Source organism: Subsaximicrobium wynnwilliamsii (assembly GCF_007997225.1).
Taxonomy (GTDB): Bacteria; Bacteroidota; Bacteroidia; order Flavobacteriales; family Flavobacteriaceae; genus Psychroserpens; species Psychroserpens wynnwilliamsii.
Genome location: NZ_VORM01000033.1, coordinates 26,934 through 48,897 on the forward strand (window position 1 = coordinate 26,934; position 21,964 = coordinate 48,897).

General features: G+C 43.2%; 8 protein-coding genes. 7 read left to right on the forward strand and 1 reads right to left on the reverse strand.

What is annotated here, in order from left to right; translation table 11 throughout:
* Positions 1-540: 540 nt before the first annotated feature.
* The 7 genes from ESY88_RS18745 to ESY88_RS18775 all read left to right on the forward strand — a co-directional run bounded on the left by ESY88_RS18745 (position 541) and on the right by ESY88_RS18775 (position 21,570).
* Positions 541-993, forward strand: a complete 453-nt coding sequence (locus tag ESY88_RS18745) for a hypothetical protein (RefSeq protein WP_147088132.1) — start codon at positions 541-543, stop codon at positions 991-993.
* Positions 994-1,363: 370 nt separating this feature from the next.
* A complete protein-coding gene (locus tag ESY88_RS18750) occupies positions 1,364-2,674 on the forward strand; it encodes a hypothetical protein (protein ID WP_147088133.1) in 1,311 nt (436 codons plus the stop codon).
* 147 nt (positions 2,675-2,821) lie between these two features.
* Positions 2,822-4,285, forward strand: a complete 1,464-nt coding sequence (locus ESY88_RS18755) for a T9SS type B sorting domain-containing protein (RefSeq protein ID WP_147088134.1) — start codon at positions 2,822-2,824, stop codon at positions 4,283-4,285.
* A 1-nt stretch (position 4,286) separates the two neighbouring features.
* The gene (locus ESY88_RS18760; RefSeq protein WP_147129054.1) at positions 4,287-7,595 is read left to right on the forward strand and encodes a PorP/SprF family type IX secretion system membrane protein; all 3,309 of its coding nucleotides are present in this window, start codon (positions 4,287-4,289) and stop codon (positions 7,593-7,595) included.
* A gap of 87 nt (positions 7,596-7,682) precedes the next feature.
* Positions 7,683-17,600: a T9SS type B sorting domain-containing protein gene (locus ESY88_RS18765; protein WP_147088136.1), complete on the forward strand. Its 9,918-nt coding sequence runs from the start codon at positions 7,683-7,685 to the stop codon at positions 17,598-17,600.
* 36 nt (positions 17,601-17,636) lie between these two features.
* Positions 17,637-18,611, forward strand: a complete 975-nt coding sequence (locus ESY88_RS18770) for a PorP/SprF family type IX secretion system membrane protein (protein ID WP_147088137.1) — start codon at positions 17,637-17,639, stop codon at positions 18,609-18,611.
* Between the two features lie 259 nt (positions 18,612-18,870).
* Entirely contained in the window at positions 18,871-21,570 is a 2,700-nt protein-coding gene (locus ESY88_RS18775; RefSeq protein ID WP_223270893.1) for a helix-turn-helix and ligand-binding sensor domain-containing protein, read from the forward strand.
* Between the two features lie 234 nt (positions 21,571-21,804).
* On the opposite strand, the gene ESY88_RS18780 is transcribed toward ESY88_RS18775, so the two are convergent.
* The coding region (locus ESY88_RS18780) for a transposase (RefSeq protein ID WP_147089840.1) at positions 21,805-21,964 on the reverse strand (160 nt) is incomplete at its 5' end.

A 21,964-nucleotide genomic window follows, 5' to 3' on the forward strand; every position in this document is an offset into this window, starting at 1 on the left:
AACTTGATATTAAAGCCTCTTCTGTTTAAAGAAGGGGCTTTTTTTTTGAATAGAGGCGAGAAGCAAATCCCTCCAGAGGGTTATATTCTCCGAGGCTTAGCTCGAAATACAAAGAACAACTTTCAATTCATGCCTTGCGGGCTTGCCCAGAGCTTATTGATTTGAGTGGTGTAGGCCAATACGGCCTATCCATCCATTGGGGCTTGCTATTGCAATGAAGCTATGGGCATAAGCTTCCCAAAGACTGTAAACATCAAGAACTGCTGCTATGATTTACAATCGACACTTAAGAAGTCAGGTTTAAAATTCCAGAAAGGATCGCATTTCTTCTAGCATAGCCTTTGATAGCGTTCAAATGCAGATGGAATGTCTCGACCTTGGGTCTTGCGTTAAAAAAAATCCATAGTGCAGAAATAAAATGAATTAGGTTTCATAATCTTTAACACAATCTGGGCTAATAATTTTAAAAAAATCGACAAAACGCTTGTTTTTTTCGTTTAATTACATAAATTTGCGATATAGAACCCTAATATCTTAACTATGAAAACTAAACTTATTCTATGTAGCCTTGTTCTTTTGATGATGACAAGCTTCAGTTTTGCTCAAAACAAGGACGACGCTTTAAACATCATCAGTGGGAATGTGTCCATCTCCAAATACCACGATCGTAATGATTTGGATCGTATGAACAAAGGTGAATTGCTCAAATTGTATATGGAGCGTATTGAGGTAATTGTAAAAATCCTACCTAATATTGCTTTTGCCACCAAGCCCGGTGTTACCATGACATCTTTGGGGATTCCAGATACCAAGGATCACAGAAATGCTTTGGAGGATAATATTAAGGCCTCAAACGACTACTTTGATAGTACCATAGAATATCAAAAGAAGATCTTACCCTATTCTGATAAGTCCAATTTAATCGCTGCCATATTATTTTATGAGCAGACTTTAAAATCCCTGCATACTTATAACGAGTTCAATCGTTTTTAATACGCACTTGAATAGGAATTGAGCCTTTCGAAAAATCAACTAATTTTTAACCGGTAAAGTTCGAAATGAAACTGTTTTGGAGATGGACTAATTTGCTTAAATAACCGATGAACCCATCGGTTATTTTCATTTACAGATGGAACCAATACGCACATTTAGAAAAGCTTAATAGGCTCAATCTGGCTCTCAAACCAGAAATTGAAATAAAAATTATGTTATAATTACCGACTAAAGAGTTAAATTTGTAGTAATAATATTACTTTTATGATTTATACAGGTATTTAATCGATAAAATTTGTATTTCATGGAATTTGTTCTTATGTTTGAATTTATTATCTAAAACCCTAATCCATTCATTAATTAGTCTACAATGAAAAAAATTACACAACTTTCCTTCCTGTTGCTTTTCGCGTTTGTTAGCGTAAGCGCACAACAGGAAAAAGGAATAATCGGCTCAAGCAATTGGTTAAGAAACTGGACAGAATTTAGCCCCAATAAAACCCAGTATGGAGAACCTACACAGATTCTCACGGGGAACATTTCAACAGACACCAAATTGAACAAAAAAGACGTTTACCTATTATTGGGTAACGTGTTTGTGACAGATAGCACGCAACTTACCATTGAACCAGGAACCGTCATTCTTGGCGATTACAAAACCAATGGCACGCTTACCATTTCCAAAGGTTGCAAAATCATTGCCGATGGTACCGAAACAGATCCCATCATCTTTACTTCAAACAGGAACGTTAAGAAAGAAGGCGACTGGGGCGGACTCTTCATTTTGGGTGATGCGCCTATCAATAAATACGGCAATGGTGCTGCCATTACTTACGGCATGCGCCCAGCAAACCCAGAAAGCATCACTTATGGTGGGCAGAATGTCAAAGCCAATTCAGGGATCTTAAACTACGTTCGCATTGAGTTCGCTGGAAAACGCACCAAGGATTTCGGTTTTTTCGATGCCCTTACCTTGGCAGGTGTTGGCAGTGAAACGCAAATAGAAAATGTTATGGTTAGCTATTGCGCTGGTAACTCCTTCAACGTTATTGGCGGTGTGACCAACCTCTCTAAAATGGTCTCCTTTAGATCGAGCTCCAACGATTATAAGTTCAATTATGGCGCCCAGTCCAACATATCCAATTCCTTGGCCATACGCTCCCCGTATGTTTCTGGTGTTGAAACGGCGAGATGCATGTATGTGTCCTCTTATGATAATAAACAGGATGTTGACTTTTCAAAAAAAGGCACCTCTGTTACGGCAAGAAACCTAACCTTGGTTAATGTGAGTGACAATCTCGCTTCAGATATTAAGGTGGGATTGGTAAAGGCCGCCCTTTACATTTCAAAAGATGCTGCTATGGATATTAGTAAAAGCGTGATCTCCGGATTTAATCCAGCCGTAGTTTTTGACAATGCCATCGTGGTAAACAGCGAAAATCTAGACCGCTTGAAATTCACAGAAATGTACTTCAATAATTGTAAAGGAAACATTTTCATCGAAAACAACTCCAATAACGAAGATCTTGAAAACTGGTATGGTAACAGAGCATTTTCCAATGTGTACTCTAAAGGCGACGATGCTGAAACGTTTATCGATCTCCAAAGCACCACGAGCCCAGATTACAGATTGCGAATCAACAAAATCATAGCCTCTAACGATTTAGAATTAGACGACTAATCCCATTGACCCAATCCATTGTTAGCTTTTGCATGGTTGGGTCTTGGATCTGGCCTGAACACTTTTAGATCAATTTGTTCATGGCATTAAAAATTAAGTGATGAATTGAATGTCATCGAACGATAGAACTATGCTAATCGAAATTGAATGCAAAAAACTACTAACTTAAACAGACTGTTATGTGTACTTTGTTTAATTGCCGTTTCTATAACAGCGCAATTAAACGCACAGATTGTCATTGGCGCGCCCAATTTGGGTTTTAGCCAAGCTTGTGCGAGTTCAACATTCAATTCTTATAGCGCAACTTTTGTATTTTCCCCAGCCTCGGCATTGGGCGATACCAATCAGTTTATTATTGAAATGTCCAATGAAGAGGGCGATTTTACAGACCCTACCATTGTATTCACATCACAACCCAACGTTTTTACTACATCACCAGCCACCATAAATTTCTCATTGCCATCAACCACCTCGGGTGAGGCTTACAAAATTCGCGTCAAAAGTACTGCTCCTGCAGCCACGAGCTCAAGATCTGCTGCCTTTGCCGCTTATTACAAAATTCAAGACAGTCCGTTCTCGATCAACAATTTGGTTGAAACCGGTGCTTTTTGCAGTGGTGGGAGCTATTTGTTGACCATTGACAATCCTGGATCTGGAGAAAATGACTCGCCGCTCAACTATCCGTCCTTGACGTATAATTGGTTTAAGGAAACTGGACCAACGACTTCTGTTTTTGTAGCCGAAGGCAATACCTTGAATGTGACCCAAGAAGGCACTTATTTTGTAAAAACCAATTACGGCACCTGTACCTCAAGTTCATTTTCAAACCGCGTTAGCATTTCTGAAGCAGTTTCAGGTGAAGCCAGTGCATCCATTACCTCTAGCTTGGGGAGCCCATTTTGTCCCGATCAGGGCATGACTACGCTAAGCACCATAAGTGGTCTTGGCTATCAATGGTTTAAAGATGGTGTTGCCATCCCAGATGCTATAGAGCAGACCTATCAAACGGATGCTTCCGGACTTTTTGCCGTTCAGGTCGATTTAGGGAGCTGTCAAGCTTCAGGCGCCATAGATTTGGTAAGCGAAAGTTTTGAGGGCAGTTTGAATGTTTCCGAAGTAAATGAAATCGAAGAAGGAGAAAGCTTGGAAGTGACGGTAAGCACTACTGCTCAAAACCCCACCTATGTATGGTATTTCAACGATACACTTATTCCCGGTGCAACAAGTGATACGTACACAGCTTCAGCATTTGGAGCCTACAGCGTTTTGGTAAGCCAGTCTGCAGGTTGCGTGGCCACCAATACATTTCCTTTTGAAATCACAGAGGCCATGGACCCCTTCCCAGAAGTGGCCAACATACCAAATCTTATAAGTCCCAATGGCGACGGCATCAATGATACTTGGGTCATCCCCCTGCAATACGTGGATGGCACAGATACTGAAGTCATGATCATGGACAACCGCGGAAAAATCGTTCTGCAAACCAAAGCATATCTCAATAATTGGCCCGAGGATCAATTGGATTTGAATAGTATAAATCAAGTGTATTATTACATATTAACCACGCCCGATAATAAAACCAAAAAGGGCTCGATCACGCTAGTGAAATAAAATGAAAAACGGAGTTTTAACCATAGTGTTCCTTTTCTGTGCCATACAGATGTTCTATTCTCAAGAAGAGGATGGGGTGGTTTCGCTAGCATTACCTACAAGAAACTCCTTGACCTTCAATCGTTTTCTTATCAACCCAACCTTCAGCTTTGTAAGAGAACAGCATCGCTATGTGAGCATGACCAATAAGCGGGAGTGGGTTCAGTTTGACGATGCCCCAACAACGTATTTGGCCAGTTATTCTGGACGATTCAGAGAGAATATGGGTATCGGTATCGCCGTATTTCAGCAAAATTATGGCGTATTGACCACTTTTGGTGGTACCTTGAACTTCGCTTATAATGCACAATTACAAAGAGACAGCAATCTTACTTTCGGTCTAAACTTGGGTATTTATAGCAGCGGCATTGACGCGGGTCGGGTGGTTACCAATTTTGAGGATCCATCTTTAAATACGATTCCGTCAAACACGTTGATTAGCGTTAACCCTGGTATTAATTACGGATTGGCGTTCTTGGACTTTGGCGTTTCCATCAAGAATTTGGCACTTTACAACATGAGCACTTCAACCTTGATTGAAGACAATCCAGAGCAAAGCATTCAAGCGCACATGATGCATACGGGCTATGTGAGGAGCAATGGTTTTTTTGACGAAAGTAAATTCTCAGGCCTATTGCGAGGGGAACTGGGGAAAGACAATAGCATCATTTCGGCAATTGCCATGCTAACCGTGCCTAAGGGCATTTGGGCACAAGTGGGCTACAATACATTATATGGCGTTTCTGGCGGCTTGGGTTTAAACATCACCAAATCCATAGCCATCGAATATAATTTCGAAAAAGCGCTCGGTGATTTAACCAATTTTGGTCCGTCGCATGAAGTTACTTTAGCCTACAGATTCAATACAGATCGACGTTATGATTACAGTGGCAACGATGAGGTGGGCAGTTTGATTTCAAGCGAAAAAAGAGTAAAAAGACCAGTATCAAAAATAGATAAGGCACAGGCTGAAGCCAACAGGCAACAAGCCATAGCAGATAGAGCACAAGCCAAATTGGATCAAGAAGCCAAACTTAAGGCAGACGAAGCAGCAAATGCAAAAGCCAAGGAAACTGCTGCGGCAGAAGCGATATTGGTTACAGAAGCCAAAGCTGAAGCCGAAGCCAAAGCAGAACAAGTAGCTGAACTAAAAAGCGCTGCGGAAGTAGAGGCACAGGCATCGGCAGAAGCGCAATTGGCAGCAGCCGAAGCCGCAAGACTCAAAGCAGAAGCGGAAGCCGAAGCCGAAACCCAACGTGTTGCCCAAGCGGAAGCAGCAGCCCGACAAGAAGCCGCAGCTCAAGCTGTATTGGCAGCGGCCGAAACCGCAAGACTCAAAGCAGAAGCGGAAGCAAAAGCCGAAACCCAACGTATCGCCCAAACGGAAGCAATAGCCCGACAAGAAGCAGCAGCACGAGTTAAATTAGCCGCCGCCGAAACCGCAAGACTCAAAGCCGAAGCGGAAGCCGAAGCCGAAACCCAACGTGTTGCCCAAGCGGAAGCAGCAGCCCGACAAGAAGCCGCAGCTCAAGCTGAATTGGCAGCGGCCGAAACCGCAAGACTCAAAGCAGAAGCGGAAGCGGAAGCCAAAGCCGAAACCCAACGTGTTGCCCAAGCGGAAGCTGCAGCCCGACAAGAAGCCGCAGCGCAAGCTGAATTGGCAGCAACCGAAACCGCAAGACTCAAAGCAGAAGCGGAAGCCAAAGCCGAAACCCAACGTGTTGCCCAAGCGGAAGCAGCAGCCCGACAAGAAGCCGCAGCGCAAGCTGAATTGGCAGCAACCGAAACCGCAAGACTCAAAGCAGAAGCGGAAGCCAAAGCCGAAACCCAACGTGTTGCCCAAGCGGAAGCAGCAGCCCGACAAGAAGCCGCAGCGCAAGCTGAATTGGCAGCAACCGAAGCCGCAAGACTCAAAGCAGAAGCGGAAGCCAAAGCCGAAACCCAACGTGTTGCCCAAGCGGAAGCAGCAGCCCGACAAGAAGCCGCAGCGCAAGCTGTATTGGCAGCAGCCGAAACGGCAAGACTCAAAGCAGAAGCGGAAGCCGAAGCCGAAACCCAACGTATAGCCCAAGCGGAAGCAGCACAAGAAGCCGCAGCGCAAGCTGAATTGGCAGCGGCCGAAACCGCAAGACTCAAAGCAGAAGCAGAAGCGGAAGCCGAAGCCGAAACCCAACGTGTTGCCCAGGCGGAAGCAGCAGCCCGGCAAGAAGCCGCAGATCAAGCTGTATTGGCAGCAGCCGAAACCGCAAGACTCAAAGCAGAAGCGGAAGCCAAAGCCGAAACCCAACGTGTTGCCCAAGCGGAAGCAGCAGCCCGACAAGAAGCCGCAGCGCAAGCTGTATTGGCAATTGCAGAACAACAGAAAACAGACAGCGAAAACAACTCTTTACCAAACGCATCAGACGAAATGGCCAAAACCATGAATGCCTTGGCAGAATCAACAGCGAGTTCTGGTCAGTCCCAGCAAGCGCTTATAGCAGAGTTGGCAGCAGCCGTGGCCAGTAAGGACAAAGATTTGCAGGATCTCAAAAAGGAAAACGATCTAAGTGAACAAGGCATTTTCTTAGCACCTAAACCATTTAAGAGCATCACTGCAGAGAACAATGCCATTGAGGCCTTAAAAGTGAATCTTGATAATTCCATTCAGGCGCGAAGTAATGAAATCGATGAGTTACAAACGCTTTATGATCAAAGAGTGAAAATCGCCACCATGCGAAATGATGAGGTCACCTTGTTTTACAAGAAGAATCTCGACAGGTTGAAAGCGGAACAATTAACCGCCCTAAGTACCAGAGAACGACTTACGGCATCCTTGAAATCCATTAAAATTGCCACTGAATTTGAAAGAAAACGTAGAATCAAACGTGCAGCTTTCGATAACGAACAGGATCGCTTTATACAAGACAAGGCTACTTTAGATCGGATCAAACAAAACACCAATTTGAGTGCGGTGCCGCTTACTGCAGCCGATTTTGACTTTGGGGAAGCGCAGAGCGCTAACATCCAAATCCTCAAAAACGTCAAAAATGTAGAAAATGGGTTCTACGTCATCTTGGCAGTGCATACCGATGTGTCTAAAAGAGATGCGTTCTTGAAAAATACAGTGGCTTCTGGAAATACAGATGTGAACTTCTTTTATGATGTCAATACGAGTAAATACTATATCTATAACGAAAAAATCAATAATGTAGAATTGGCCAACGACGCCTTAAAGTCGAAAGGCAGTGAACCATACAAAGGTAGATTGTCAATAGTTAAAATTGAAAATTAAAAATTAAAAAAAATTAGTTGAGTCCCAAATCCCTTTTTTTTAGCAATGCCCCTTGCTGAAAGAAGAAAATAACAAATTTTTAAAATCATGAAAAATCCTACTAACCTACAATGCAAACAATGGCTCAGGTCATTTGTTGTCAATGCTGTTCATTCAGTAAAATTTGGTGCTGAGCGTTTCGCAAAGCTCAAAGCAACACCACAAAATTCAGAGTTTCTGGGAAGTGTTTCAAATTCCAAAGCCATATCGGTATTACCTATGGTAATGGTTATGATGCTATTATTTAGTGTCAAGGCTTTTGCACAGCTTCCGGTGCCATTCACGCCAAGACTTGATGGTGGGAGCATAAAGGTGAAGGGAGACATACTTTTTATTGGGAACAGCACGGTCACTGGTGCGGGTTTGCCATCTCCATACAATGGCAACGGCATTAACAATAACAATGAGGGCGTCTATATCAATACAGCCAGTGGTGGTGATCCTGCTATTTTCAGTTCTAGCAGTGCCGATTTAACAATCGATACGGACTGTAAGAAAATCTTATATGCAGGCTTATATTGGGCATCTGTATATCCAAATGAAATTGGAACCAACAGTAATGTTGGTTTTGAGGGTACCCAGCGCTTTGAGGATTGGAACCAAGTCAAATTCAAATTGCCAGGGGGGGATTTTATAGATCTTGAGGCAGATAGTGATCCCGACATGGTAGGGGAAGAGGATGACATCATATTTGATGGGTACAAATACTATGGTCCCAATGTGGAGGATTCTTTCAAGGATTCTCCAATCATTTGTTATAAGAACGTTACCAATCTCGTTCAAGGTTTAGCGGAAGCAGATGGCACTTACGCGGTTGCGAACCTGCGAGCGACCCGTGGCTTTAGAAGAGGTGGATGCTCTGCAGGATGGACCTTGGTTGTGATTTATGAAAGTCCAATCTTACCAAGTAAATACATCACGGTATTTGATGGCTATGCGGGTGTTCAAAATAATACCACTCTAGATATTCCTGTCTCGGGTTTTCAAACCTTACCTGCGCCTTACCCGGTAAATGCAAACATTAGCGTAGGCGCCTTAGAGGGGGATATTGGCATTCAAGGCGATTCATTTCGATTTAAGGCGAATAGTGTTGCTAATTTTACCGTACTAAGTGATGCCATTAATCAGGCAAACAATTTTTTCAACTCGACCATAACCATTAATGGTGTTCACAATATCAACAGGAATCCTGCAAGTTTAAATACTTTGGGATTGGACATTAATAACGTAAAAATCCCGAACCCTGGGAATATCGTTATTCCTAACGATGAAACTGGCGGAGCTTTAAAACTTACCACCAATGGTGATGGTTATGGTGCTTTTGTGACCTCGTTTGCTGTAGAGATTATTGAGCCAAAAATTGTACTTACCAAAATTGTCGAGGATGAATTTGGTAACAATATTGGTGGACAAATTGTCAATCTCGGCCAGGAATTAAATTATGTGCTTGGTTTTAGAAACTCAGGCAATGATGATGCGACCGATTTTACTATCCGTGATATCCTACCTATCAATATCGTTTTTGACTATCCTTCAGATATGACCTATTTACCACCAGGTGTTTCTGTTGAGAGCTATAATCCTGCAACGCGAGAAATTGTGTTTCGTATTGATGATTCTGTTGTGGAGGAATTTGATCCTGTTCTGGAAATCAGATTTAAAGTAACAGTTGTGGAATCCTGTAGTTTGCTAGTGGACGTGTGTTCTGATTTGATAAACAATCAGGCTTTTGCCACTTATAGAAGTTCGTTGAATCCGTCATTCTTGATTACCGATGATCCTAGCTATAGTTCTAACACGGGTTGTTTACTAGCCCCACAGGCCACCAATTTCTTGGCCGACTTGAACGACTGCATCTTCACTGAAGAGATCATCCTCTGCGGTGATACCGTTGATATTACCGCTGCCAATGGCTACGATTCCTATGCCTGGTCATCCAGCCCAACAGGAACACCGGTAATTGGAACCACTCAAACCATCACGGTTTCCAACACAGGGATCTATTATGTTAGAAACACTGCCATTGCCCCTTGCCAGTCCATTGATCAGATTTTTAATGTAGAACTTTATGGGGGCACCATTACCAATCCTGTGATCCCCTATGCCGATGAAGTGGCGACCTGCCCCAATGACGGCAAGCTCTTGCCTAACATTTTTCTATGTGGCGCCAATGACCAGCGTGATATCCAAACCAATATTTCTGGAGCAACTTCCATCATCTGGGAACAGCTGGACGAATCCAGCTGCGGGGCAGTCTCCAATACAGACTGTGCCAATGAGAATTCAGCCTGTACCTGGAATGAAGTGCAAACAGGTCCGGATTTCATAGCCGATGCCGCAGGCCAGTTTCGTTTGACCATCAATTACGAAGGTGGGTGTTTCACGCAATTCTACTTCAATGTGTACCAAAACTTATTGGATCCCACCGTGGCGACCCAGGATATCGTTTGTACTACACCAGGAAGTATTACAGTTGGAGGCGTGCCAAACGGATACGAGTACAGCCTGGATGGCGCATCCTACCAATCGAGTAATATCTTTTCTGTGAATACGCCCGGTTTTTACACCGTTTATGTAAGACAGGTGGGCGTGGCTTCAAACCCATGTGTCTTCACCGTGCCAGACATCCAGATCAGGAGTCGCAATTTCTCAGGGTCGACACTTGTGATACAACCTTATTGCAATGGCGATAAAGGCAGTATCCAGATTGCAGCCAATGATGCCAACCCGCAATACACCTTTACACTCTATCAAGGTGCGACGCTTGTGAATACCGTTGGACCGGCCATGGCCAACAATCACACGTTTGAAAACCTTAACCCTGGCACCTATACCGCCAGCCTGACCACCGAGGATGGCTGTACCTTCTCTGAGGACATTACCATCATCAATCCGCCAATACTGACAGTGACCGCGGCCATTACCAGTCCTCTGACCTGTAACGACGGCGAGATCACCATGTATCCTTCCGGGGGAACGCCACCTTATTTCTATTTTGTGAACAGTACCACAGAGTTCCAGACAGAGCCTGTTTTCACTGTCACGGCTCCAGGGACATTTGATATTACCGTAGTGGATGCCAACAACTGTAGTGCCACTACTAACTTGGTCATCGATACCATCCCGCCGCCAGATTTCACGGTCAACACCACAGATATCACCTGTGCGAGCGCTGGCAATACCGGTGGCATAGACATCAATGTGACTGCTGCCAATGGCAACAGCATCCAATACAGCATCGATAACGGGATCACATTCACAAATTCCTCTGTGTTCAATGGTCTAGATGTGGGCGACTACGAAGTTGTGGTGCAATATACCAGCGGAAATTCAGTCTGTTTTACAGATGCCCAAACCGTGACTATTACATCGGCAACTGCCATCTCTGGCACTGCGGAATTGAGTGCCAACCTTACCTGTGCCAATAGCGCAACCATCACAGTGATTGATGTGGTGGGAGGAGATGCCCCTTACACCTATAGCATCGACGGCGTGAATTTCCAAACCAGTCCTGATTTCACAGGCTTGACCGCTGGAACCTATACCGTGACCATCAAAGATGCCAATGTGTGTACCTCTGCGGCAAATGATATCACAGTGGCGCCTTTGGACCCAGTCACAGACATCAGCTTTGACAACACCCCATTGACCTGTCCATTAAATGTTTCAACCGTTAGCATCATCAATGTTGTTGGCGGAACAGGAACTTTGGAATATCAAATCATTGCTCCAGCTTCGGCACAGACCGCTTATCAAACCTCCAATGAATTTCAGGATTTAGCACCTGGCACCTATACCTTTCAAGTGAAGGATGCCAACGATTGTACCTATAGTGAGTCTTATACCATTGCACCTTTAGCAGCAATAACCGTCGTAGGACAAAATGTAAATGATATTTCTTGTTTTGGAGCTGCAGATGCTTCCGTTCAATTTACCATCTCGGGTACTGCAAACTTTAATTATACCATCAATGGAGGCGCATCAACTGCAGGGACATCTCCAGTTGTTTTAACTGGATTGAGTGCTGGATCTTATACACTAATTGTCACAGATACTGCAACCAATTGTAATGCCACCGAAACATTAACAGTCAATGGCCCAACATCTGCATTGGCAATGACAACCACTGTTGCACCTATTACATGTTTGCAAAACGGCAGTGTGGTCATCAATGCCACTGGAGGTTGGGGAGGAAACTCTTATAGCCTTACATTGCCAGATGGGTCTGTATTGCCAGGTCAATCGAATAATACCTTTGCAAATTTATCACAAGATGGGACTTACACTGTAACCGTTGTAGATGCCAACAATTGTACTATAACCGACACACTTGTTCTAAACCCAACAGAAGCGCCTATTGCCTCAATTGATGTGGCATCAGATTTATGTTACGATGGAACCAATGCTGCGACCATTGAAGTCTCAGTAACTTCTGGTCAGGCACCATATGAATATAGTCTCAATGGTGGAGCGTATCAGACTAGCAACATCTTTGCTGATTTGGTGCCAGGGTCTTATACTGTTACTGTAAGGGATGCTTATGGATGTACAGTCACTTTATCGACGCAGACAATTGCCCAACAGCCATCAGTAAATACGGCGTTAACTAAAGATTTAGACTGTACTGCCTCTCCTGATGCTGTTATCACAGGAACCATTGCTGGAGGTACTGCTCCATTTACCTATTCAGTGTCCATTGATGGAGGAGCTTATACCTCTTTAGGATCCACAGGCTCACCATTTACCTATTCAACAGGAACGCCTGGAACTTATCAATTTCAAATTTCTGATGCACAAGGATGTACCGCGCAATCAGGGATCATTACCATAAACCCAATTTCACCACCGGCCTTGAGTTTGGTTACCCAAACCCAACCGATCTTATGTAATGGGGATACGAATGCTGCTATTCAAATTAACATCGACACAACAGTTGGCACACCGCCTTTCTTAACTAATGTGAATAATGACACAACAGGCGTTGATTATGGAACTCAAACCTCAGGATTGCCTGCAGGGACTTATACTATAACGGTAACCGATGCAAGATTCTGTACAGCGACTGATACAGTAACTATTGGAGAGCCAGATGCGATTGATTTCGATTTGTCAAAAATTGATATTACTTGTAATAATCCAGGTGGATCTAGTTTAGGGTCTATTACTGTAGAGAATACTTCCGGTGGGACAGGGCCTTTCACTTATTTTATCACAAATAATTTCGGAGATAGTATACCAAACAATCCATATACGGCATTAACAGGTGAAGATTACCAATTTGATATTATCAACTTTGGTATTTATACGGTAAATGTGGTTGATTCAAATGGCTGCAATTTATCTAAACAGATTACTATAGCTTCTCCGCCTTCAGATTTAGTGATAGATGTCACTCCATCAGTTCCTGATTGTGTAAGTGGCGGAACTGTAACAGTTGAAGCAATATCTGCTGTAGGAAGTGGAAGTTATGAGTTTGGTATTTTAGAATTTAATACAGTTCCTTACACATTGAATTATCTAGGTCCAGATGTTCCCGGTGGAGCCATAAGAACTTTTAATAATTTAATACCAGGAGTTGTTTACACATTTGTGGTACATGATACCACAACTGATTGTTATTTTGTCAAATCTGCAGATATAGCTATTCCAGCATTTTCGCCTTTAACATCAACTGTTACTCCAAACAATGTGAGCTGTACAGGAAATGATAATGGTAGTGTAACGTTTACTGTTGATAATTTTGATAACACAACATCTTCTATTGAGTATAGTATTTATAGAGCATATACCAATATATTAGTAGATGGCCCAACAAATTTACCAGTTACTTTTGGGGTTCCTGAAACTGTGACAACACCTACTTCTTTAGAAGTGGGACAGTATTATATTCTATTTACTGAAAATGGAACAGGAGCTTATAGCGGATGCGAATCGTCTTCAGTTATTTTTGAAATCACCGAGTCGCCCCTTCTTTTATCACTATCGACTTCAGTTGATCAAAATGCAAATTGTAATGCGAGCTCTGGAGTTATCAGTGCAGTCGCTCAAAACGGTACGCCACCCTATACCTATCAAGTTACAACAACTGCAACGCCAATACCATTGGCTACTGATCCAGCTTGGGCTTCAGCAAGCACCTTCAACTTAGATGCCGGTGATTATTATGTGCACGCCAAAGATAAATATGGGTGCATCGTATCTAGTCCGGTTGTAGTGTTACCTATGGATCCCACCCCAGCAATTTCCGCAGTGATCACCAACCAATGTGATACCGTAGAAGGTGCTTATGAAATTGAGGTAAACTTAGATACACCAGGAATAGCACCGTACAGCTTTAGTATTGATGGTGGTGCATTCCAAACACAAACAGCACCATTCACCCTATCAAATTTATCATCTGGAAGCCACACTGTAGAACTGCAGGACGCTAATGGTTGTGGTAATTTAGTGACTGTCAACATCGAAGCACCAATAGGGTTGACACCGGCAGTGACTGCTTTACCGAGCTGTACCAACAACGATGGCATCCTAACGGTCACAGGAACCGGCGGAACAGGCACTTACACCTATGGTATAAGTCCAAATCCAGCCTCAATAACATTGACAGGGAATGTGTTCTCTGGCGTACCATCAGGAACCTACACAGTGACCATAACAGATACGGTTACTTCTTGTACTGAAGATGTCTCGGTGACTTTAGACGCTGCAACTCCAGTGACTTTTACAACAACGGTAAACGATGTAAGCTGTAATGCTGGCACAAATGGTGTCATAAGCGTTAATTTGCCTTCAAGCAATGATAACCCTGTTTACACCTATGAAATTATTGCCCCAATGGTAGTGCCTGCTCAAAACTCCAATGTATTTTCAGGATTGTCGGCAGGAACGTACACGGTTCAAGTAACCTCAGGTAGAGGATGTGCTGCAACACAAGATGTTGTTGTAGGAGAACCAGAACTTTTACAGGTTTCGGGAACAGCAACCGATTTTGCATGTGCCATTGATAATTCAGTCAATACTTCAACACTTGCTATTACTGAAGTAGGAGGTATGGCCCCATATACCTATAGCATCAATGGAACAAATTATTTCACATCAAATACATTTGATATTATCGATACAGGAAGTATCCAAACCATCACATTTTTTGTCAAAGATGCAAATGGATGTTTAGCTTCAAATACGGTTACGCTCAACCCATTGCCAACATTGACCTTGGCTGCAGTTGCTATTGCCACACCAATTGATTGTAATAATACAGGTACTGTTTCAATAGCAGTGACAGGCGGTTCAGGTAATGTGACCTATCAAATGTTACCAAGTGGAACTCCTCAAGCTTCGAATACGTTCAGTATAATTGTTCCTGGAGATTACTATTTCCAAGTGAATGATATTGATACTGGTTGTAACGTAGCCACAGCAGCTATCACTGTCGCTCCTTATGATGAGGTTGATGTGAATGCAGTTGCCATATCGGATGTGACTTGTTTTGGTGATGCTAATGGTGGATTTGAAATTAATTTAACTGGATACACGGGTGAGTACAGCTATGAAGTCTTGGATGCTGCGGGTACATCGATAATTGGTACGGTGACAGCAAATACTTCGACCGATCCACAAACTGTTTCAGGATTGACAGCAGGTAACTATACCACTGTAATTACAGAAACTGCGAGTCCATTTTGTTCAGCAACTTCCAATGTGGTAACAATAACTTCTCCATCGGCAGCTTTAACACTCGATGCCTCAGAAACCTCTAACGTGACCTGTACCGATGACCAAGGAACGATCACTGCGGAAGCCACAGGGGGTTGGGGAACTTTGGAATACGAACTCAGTGGTGCGGCAAGCGTCGCTTATTCTTCCAACGGAAGCTTTAGCGGACTCTCGGCCGGTGCCTATACCGTAACCGTAAGGGATGCGGAAGGCTGTGAGGCCTCAGTTCCTGTCACGCTAACCCTTCCTACACCTATCGATGCGACCTTTACGCCAAGCACTACCTTGTTGAGTTGTTTCGGAGACCAAGACGCTTCCATCACGGTCACGAATGTCACAGGAGGACAGGGCGAAAACTTCACCTATACCTTAAACACCATTCTGCCAACGGCAAGTGTTTCCGGGCCACAAGGCTCAAATACCTTCAGCAATTTGGCTGCTGGTACCTACTCGGTCAGCATTACCGATGGTTTAAATTGTGTGGACACTTCCGCAGATATCGTTATTACTGAACCCACAGAAGTTGAGGCAAGCCTGGTCACTGCGACAACACAGAGCTGTTTGATAGACCCTTCGCTCACTTTAAGTGCTACCGGTGGTACGCCGCCCTACACCTATAGTGCCACGGAAGGATTTGCAACCACTTTAGGCACATTTACGACCTCCACAACATTTGATGTGGCGCCAGGGACTTACATGTACTATGTCAAAGATGCGAATGGCTGTTTGGCAACGGTTTCAAACGAAATAACCATTGAAGTTTTACCAACATTGATCTTGAACCTGGAGCTTACCAACGCCACCATCAACTGTGCAGGTGATAACAGCGGTTTCATCGTGGCCAGTGCCCAAGGCGGTTTGGGCAATTACGTCTATACCTTGCAGGATGCTGGAGGAACCACCATTCCTGCCACCCAAAACACCCCTGGCACGTTCACTGGATTGCTTGCTGGTAATTACATCGTGATGGTTGAAAGTGGCGATTGTGCCGCCACATCAACACCAGTGAGCATCACTGAGCCTACTGCGCCATTGGAAGTGACCTTTGACATCTCAAACATCTCCTGTGCGGGAAGTGATGACGGGGCCATTGAGATCAATGCCACTGGAGGTACAGGCCAAATCAAATATGCGATCTCGCCGCAATTGAACCAGTTTTTTGACACCAATGTGTTCAGTAACCTTGCGGCGGGCACTTATGATGTGATCGTTCAGGATGTGTTGGGCTGCTATGTGAATTTCAGTTTTGAGATCACAGAGCCAGTACCGGTCATTTTGAGTATCGTTGGCAATTCTATATACCCAGAAGTCTGTGAGGGAGACGCCAACGGTGAATTCAGTGTTGAGATCTCTGGTGGCACCTTGCCTTACAGTGTGAGTCTCGATGATTACGATGGGACTTATGCCACAGGAGCAGCCACACAGGCCCAATTTGATTTCACAGATTTAAGTGGTGGCGACCATTCTGTATTTGTGCGCGATGCCCAGGGCTGTGAGTCGGAGTGGAACATCACCTTCCCTGAGGCCGTGCGCATTGAATCAACGGTGGCAGTGACTTACGAGTGCTTTGACAATGTCACGGGCAACGTGGTCACGGTCAGTGTCGATGAAAGCATTGACAACCTGGAGGATCTGGATTACGCCTTGAACGGCGGTCCTTACCAAGCGAGCAATGTATTTACCAACTTGGTGCCGGGAACCGATCACTACATTGAAGTGAGACACACCAATGGTTGCATTCAAATTACCGAACTTTTTGTGATCGAGGCCTTTGATGCCATGACGATGATCTTGGAAGAAGGCGAGCTCAACCAGATCGTGGCAGTGGTCACTGGCGGCACTGGTCAATATGAGTTCACGCTCAACGGGGAGTCGCTTGGCAACGTCAACACCTTTACGGTTTCAGAATCCGGCACATACACCATGGTGGTTTCCGATGGAAGCGGTTGCGAACTCGTGGCCAGCATACAGATGGAATTCGTGGACATCTGCATCCCCAATTACTTCACACCCAACAGTGACGGTGTGAGTGACGGTTGGGCACCTGGGTGCAGCAGTCAGTACACGAACCTGGAGTTCGACATCTTTGACAGATACGGCCGTAAAGTGGCCACACTCAGACAGGGTCAGCTTTGGGATGGCAAATATAAAGGCGCGGAACTGCCAACCGGTGATTACTGGTACGTCGTGAGACTCAACAGCCCAGATATGGATCGCGACTTTGTCGGGCATTTCACGCTATACAGATAACAGATAGAGAAGACCATAATATAAAAACGTATTCGAATGAAAAATATAACACGCTATATCGTCTTTCTTTTTGTCGTGATGAACGGTTACAGTCAAGAATTGAATCTGCCCGTATTCACACAGTATTTAGCCGATAATGATTTTGTGATATCCCCTACTTATGCGGGGATTGGCGATAACTTTAGGATCAGGGCCAACGGCTTGACCCAATGGGTGGGCATTAAGGATGCTCCAGACAACCAATCGCTGTACGTGGATTTCAGGATCGCCGATCGCTCTGGTGTTGGGATATCACTTTACAATGACAAAAACGGGAACACCTTGCAAAAGGGAGTGAAACTATCCTATGCCCATCACTTGATCCTGGATTACCGGTCCAGGCAATACCTGAGTTTTGGGATATCCTACAACCTGAACAGCTTTAGGATCGACATCAACAATTTTGAGGGCACATTTGAGCAGCCCATCGTGGACCCCAGCATCACCGACGATAGGTCAACCTCGAACAACAACTTTGATTTCGGGATGCTGTACCGCAACAAAGGCTTCTTTTTGAGTGCCAATGCCAATAACCTCTTGGAAAAGGACATTGATAATTTCACGGGCATCGAGCCCAACTTGCTGCTGAATTTCCAAATCTACTCGGGCATCAAGATCAAGAGCGCGTCCAACAACCTGGTGGAGTTTGAGCCCTCTGTGTTTTATCAGCTGTTTTCCAGTGACGGGAGGTCGAGCACCGATGTGAACTTCAAATACAAGAAATACAATACCCAGGGCGATTATTATTGGGCAGGTGTCTCGTACCGTTTTTTGAACGATCAGTTCATGAAACCTTTGAATATTGGTCCAATGGCAGGCATCATGAAGTCAAAATTCTATTTTGCCTATTCCTACCAGCTCACCACAAACGACTTGATGGGCTATAACTCAGGAACCCACATGATAACCATTGGCTTGGATTTTCTCCAGGGCATGAGCAACTGCCCTTGCACTACGACGCTACGTCGCTAGGTACTTATAATTTACCGATTGGAGCAAATGAGAATGGCTTCGGAAGTAAAGAAATAAAGCTACAATTGTTTAAAGCATAAGATCTTTTTCTATATTTAGAGAAAGATTTTTTGCTTTGTATATTAAGTCCACTCACATTTTAATTAGTTCGAAACCTAAATCCATTCGGTATCTTTCCGCTTTAATTTTTTGTTTATGCGCCTTATTGCTTTCAACTAAAGCATACGCACAATACACGCCATATTTCCAGAATTTCGATTTGTCAGAATACAATGCAGGAAATCAGAATTGGGGTGTTTCCAAAGCAAAAGACGGCAAATTATATGTGGCCAATAATAAGGGCCTGTTAGAATACGATGGCCTCAATTGGAAGTTGTTTACCATTCCGAATAAAACCACATTGCGATCTGTACTGGCAAAAGACAACAAAATCTATATAGGCTCTTATGAAGAGTTCGGTTATTTTGAAACCGATGCCAAAGGAAAATTGAACTATACCTCACTAAGCCAAATGCTGGATGGCGAGCAATTTTTAAATGAGGAATTCTGGCAAATCCTTGCCTTTGAGGACACGATTATCTTTAGATCCTTTCGGAATATCTATGTATATAAAGCTGGCAAAATCACTAAAATCAGGCCAAGCTCGACCGTTATTTCCTGTGAGGTTGTAGATGGAGAAGTGTATGTTGCCACGCTCAAGGATGGTATTTATAAATTAGAGGGCTCAGCATTGGTACCCTTTCTTGACAATGCAGTTTTAGATGGGGCAAAAGTGGTTTCTATTATAAAGTATGCTGAGGGCTTGCTTATTGCGACCGATCTTAGCGGAAATTTCCTTTATAACGGTAGCAGCCTAAAGGCATGGAATGCTCCTATTAATGCAATCCTTAAAAAATACCAATTGAATGCCTTAAGCACCCAAAAATCGGGAAACCTAGTCTTCGGGACCATACAAAACGGCATCTATATCACCAATAGTGACGGTAGCATTGTATTTCATATCAACCACGAGAATGGCTTGATCAACAACACCATCTTATCCCAATACATAGACGAAGACAATCAACTCTGGGTGGGATTGGACAATGGTTTGGCACATGTAGACCTCAAGAGTAAATCGGCCTTCTTTAATGATGTCACGGGGAAATTGGGTGCGGTTTACGATGTTATTGATTATAAGGGTCGCATTTACATTGGGAGTAATACAGGGCTATATTATTTGAGCTCAGATGGGAAATTGATCTTTATTGAAAATTCCCAAGGGCAGGTGTGGAGCTTGAAAATCGTTGATGGCGACTTGTTATGTGGTCATAATAATGGCACCTATCTGGTGGAGGGTGACCAAATAGAATTGATCTCTGCTTTTACTGGAGGTTGGGTCATTAAAAAAGTGCCTGAGATCAACGACACTTACATTCAAGGCACCTATTCGGGCTTGGTAAGGCTTAAGAAAGTTAAGGGCGAATGGGAAGCTAAACATTTGGGTAAAACTACCATCCCCATTCGGTTTTTGGTGTTTGAAGATGCCTCAACAGCTTGGGCTGCCCACGCCTATAAAGGACTCTTTAAAGTGAAATTCTCCAATACCTATGATACGATTACAAGTATTCAGAATTATGAAAATAAAGGCTTGTCTTCGACCTATAATGTAAGAGTCCATAAAATCAAGAACACGATTTGCATCAAGACCAATACTGGCTGGCAACGCTACGAGCCTATCTTGGATAGTATTGTGCCACATGATCTTTTAAATAAAAACTTCGGAAAGAATTCTTACATCATTTCAGATGATGAGGTCAATGTGTTGGCCTTAAAACGTGGTGACTTAATCCATCTAAAGCCTTTTGATACTGAAAATTCCAGTACTACTCTGGAAAGCAGCCATATCAAGGACAGGCTCATAGTGGGCTATGAAAATGTCTCCCAGCTTGACAATACCCATTTTGGCTTAAATTTGAACGATGGTTTTATGCGTATTGATAAAAACCTGCCACGATCAGTCTATCAGGTGTATAAACCTTCAATTGATGGTATTAGTGTTAACGGTGCGCCTATTGCCATTCCTAACGATACCCCGATAGAAATACCTAATAAGAACCAAAGTCTCTTAATTGAACTCTCCTCCCCAAAGTCGCACGCACATGCGTTTCAATATGCCCTGACCAATGTAGATCCAAACCACTGGTATAAAATAGAAAATGGCGCTCTCGAACTTTCAAACTTGGGGCAGGGGGAGTATGCATTGGCCTTTCGTACCGTCAATGAATCTGGAACTACTTCAGAATCCACACGTTTGTATATTACCATCCTGCCAGCTTGGTACCGCTCCAATTTGGGGCTCTTGGGATTTACACTATTGGCCTTCCTGCTGATTTTGTTATTCTACGTACTTCATAAAAGAAAAATTTTAAAAGAACAATTGATCCTAAAACACCAATTCGAAAAAGACCAAGAAATACTCTTGAAGGACAAGACCATTGAAAACGACAAGCGAATCGTAGAGTTGAAAAATGAATCGCTTGAAAATGAATTGGAGCTCAAATCCAAGCAATTGGCAAATACCGCCATGGCGATTGTTAAAAAGAATGAAACCTTATTGGAATTGAAAGATGAATTATTGGATCACAAAAGTGCATTCGATAATTATTACGCCTACAAAAAATTGATTAAAAAAATCGATACCTCTATTGGTCATGAAGATGAATGGGCCATTTTCGAACACAATTCCAATCAGGTACACGAAGCCTTTTTTAAGCAGTTAGTAGAAAAACATCCAGATTTAACGCCCAAAGATTTAAAGGTTTGTGCCTACATCAAAATGGATTTGAGCACTAAGGAAATTGCACCACTTTTAAATATCTCTGTAAGAGGCGTAGAAACACAACGTTACCGTTTGAAACAGAAATTACAATTGGAATCTGAGATTTCTTTGACCGATTACCTGTTGAATTTTAAATAAAGACTACGCTAAAATACATATTTTGCGCTTTTTTATACGCCAATACTACGCCAAACCCAGTTTACGCTATCGATTTCGTTCGTTTTTTTCTAACTTCAAGCTACGTCATTCGTGACTTTTTAAGTTTTTTGTTACAGTGACGTAATTAAAATGTGAATAGACTGTTAATTAAGCTTAATTTTCATTTTATCTTGCTGTCAACTAATCATGATAAATAAAATCTTGTATATCCGTTTAGTGTCCATTAGCTGTAATGCTTGCTATTACTAGTCTATCAAAGATTCGCTCACCAAAATATCTTCGATTTAACTTGTAAACAAACTCGTTTAGATAAAGTTGCAGATATTTTTTCTTGATTTTATGGTACGTTCCTGTAAAATTCCGTTTAGCATTA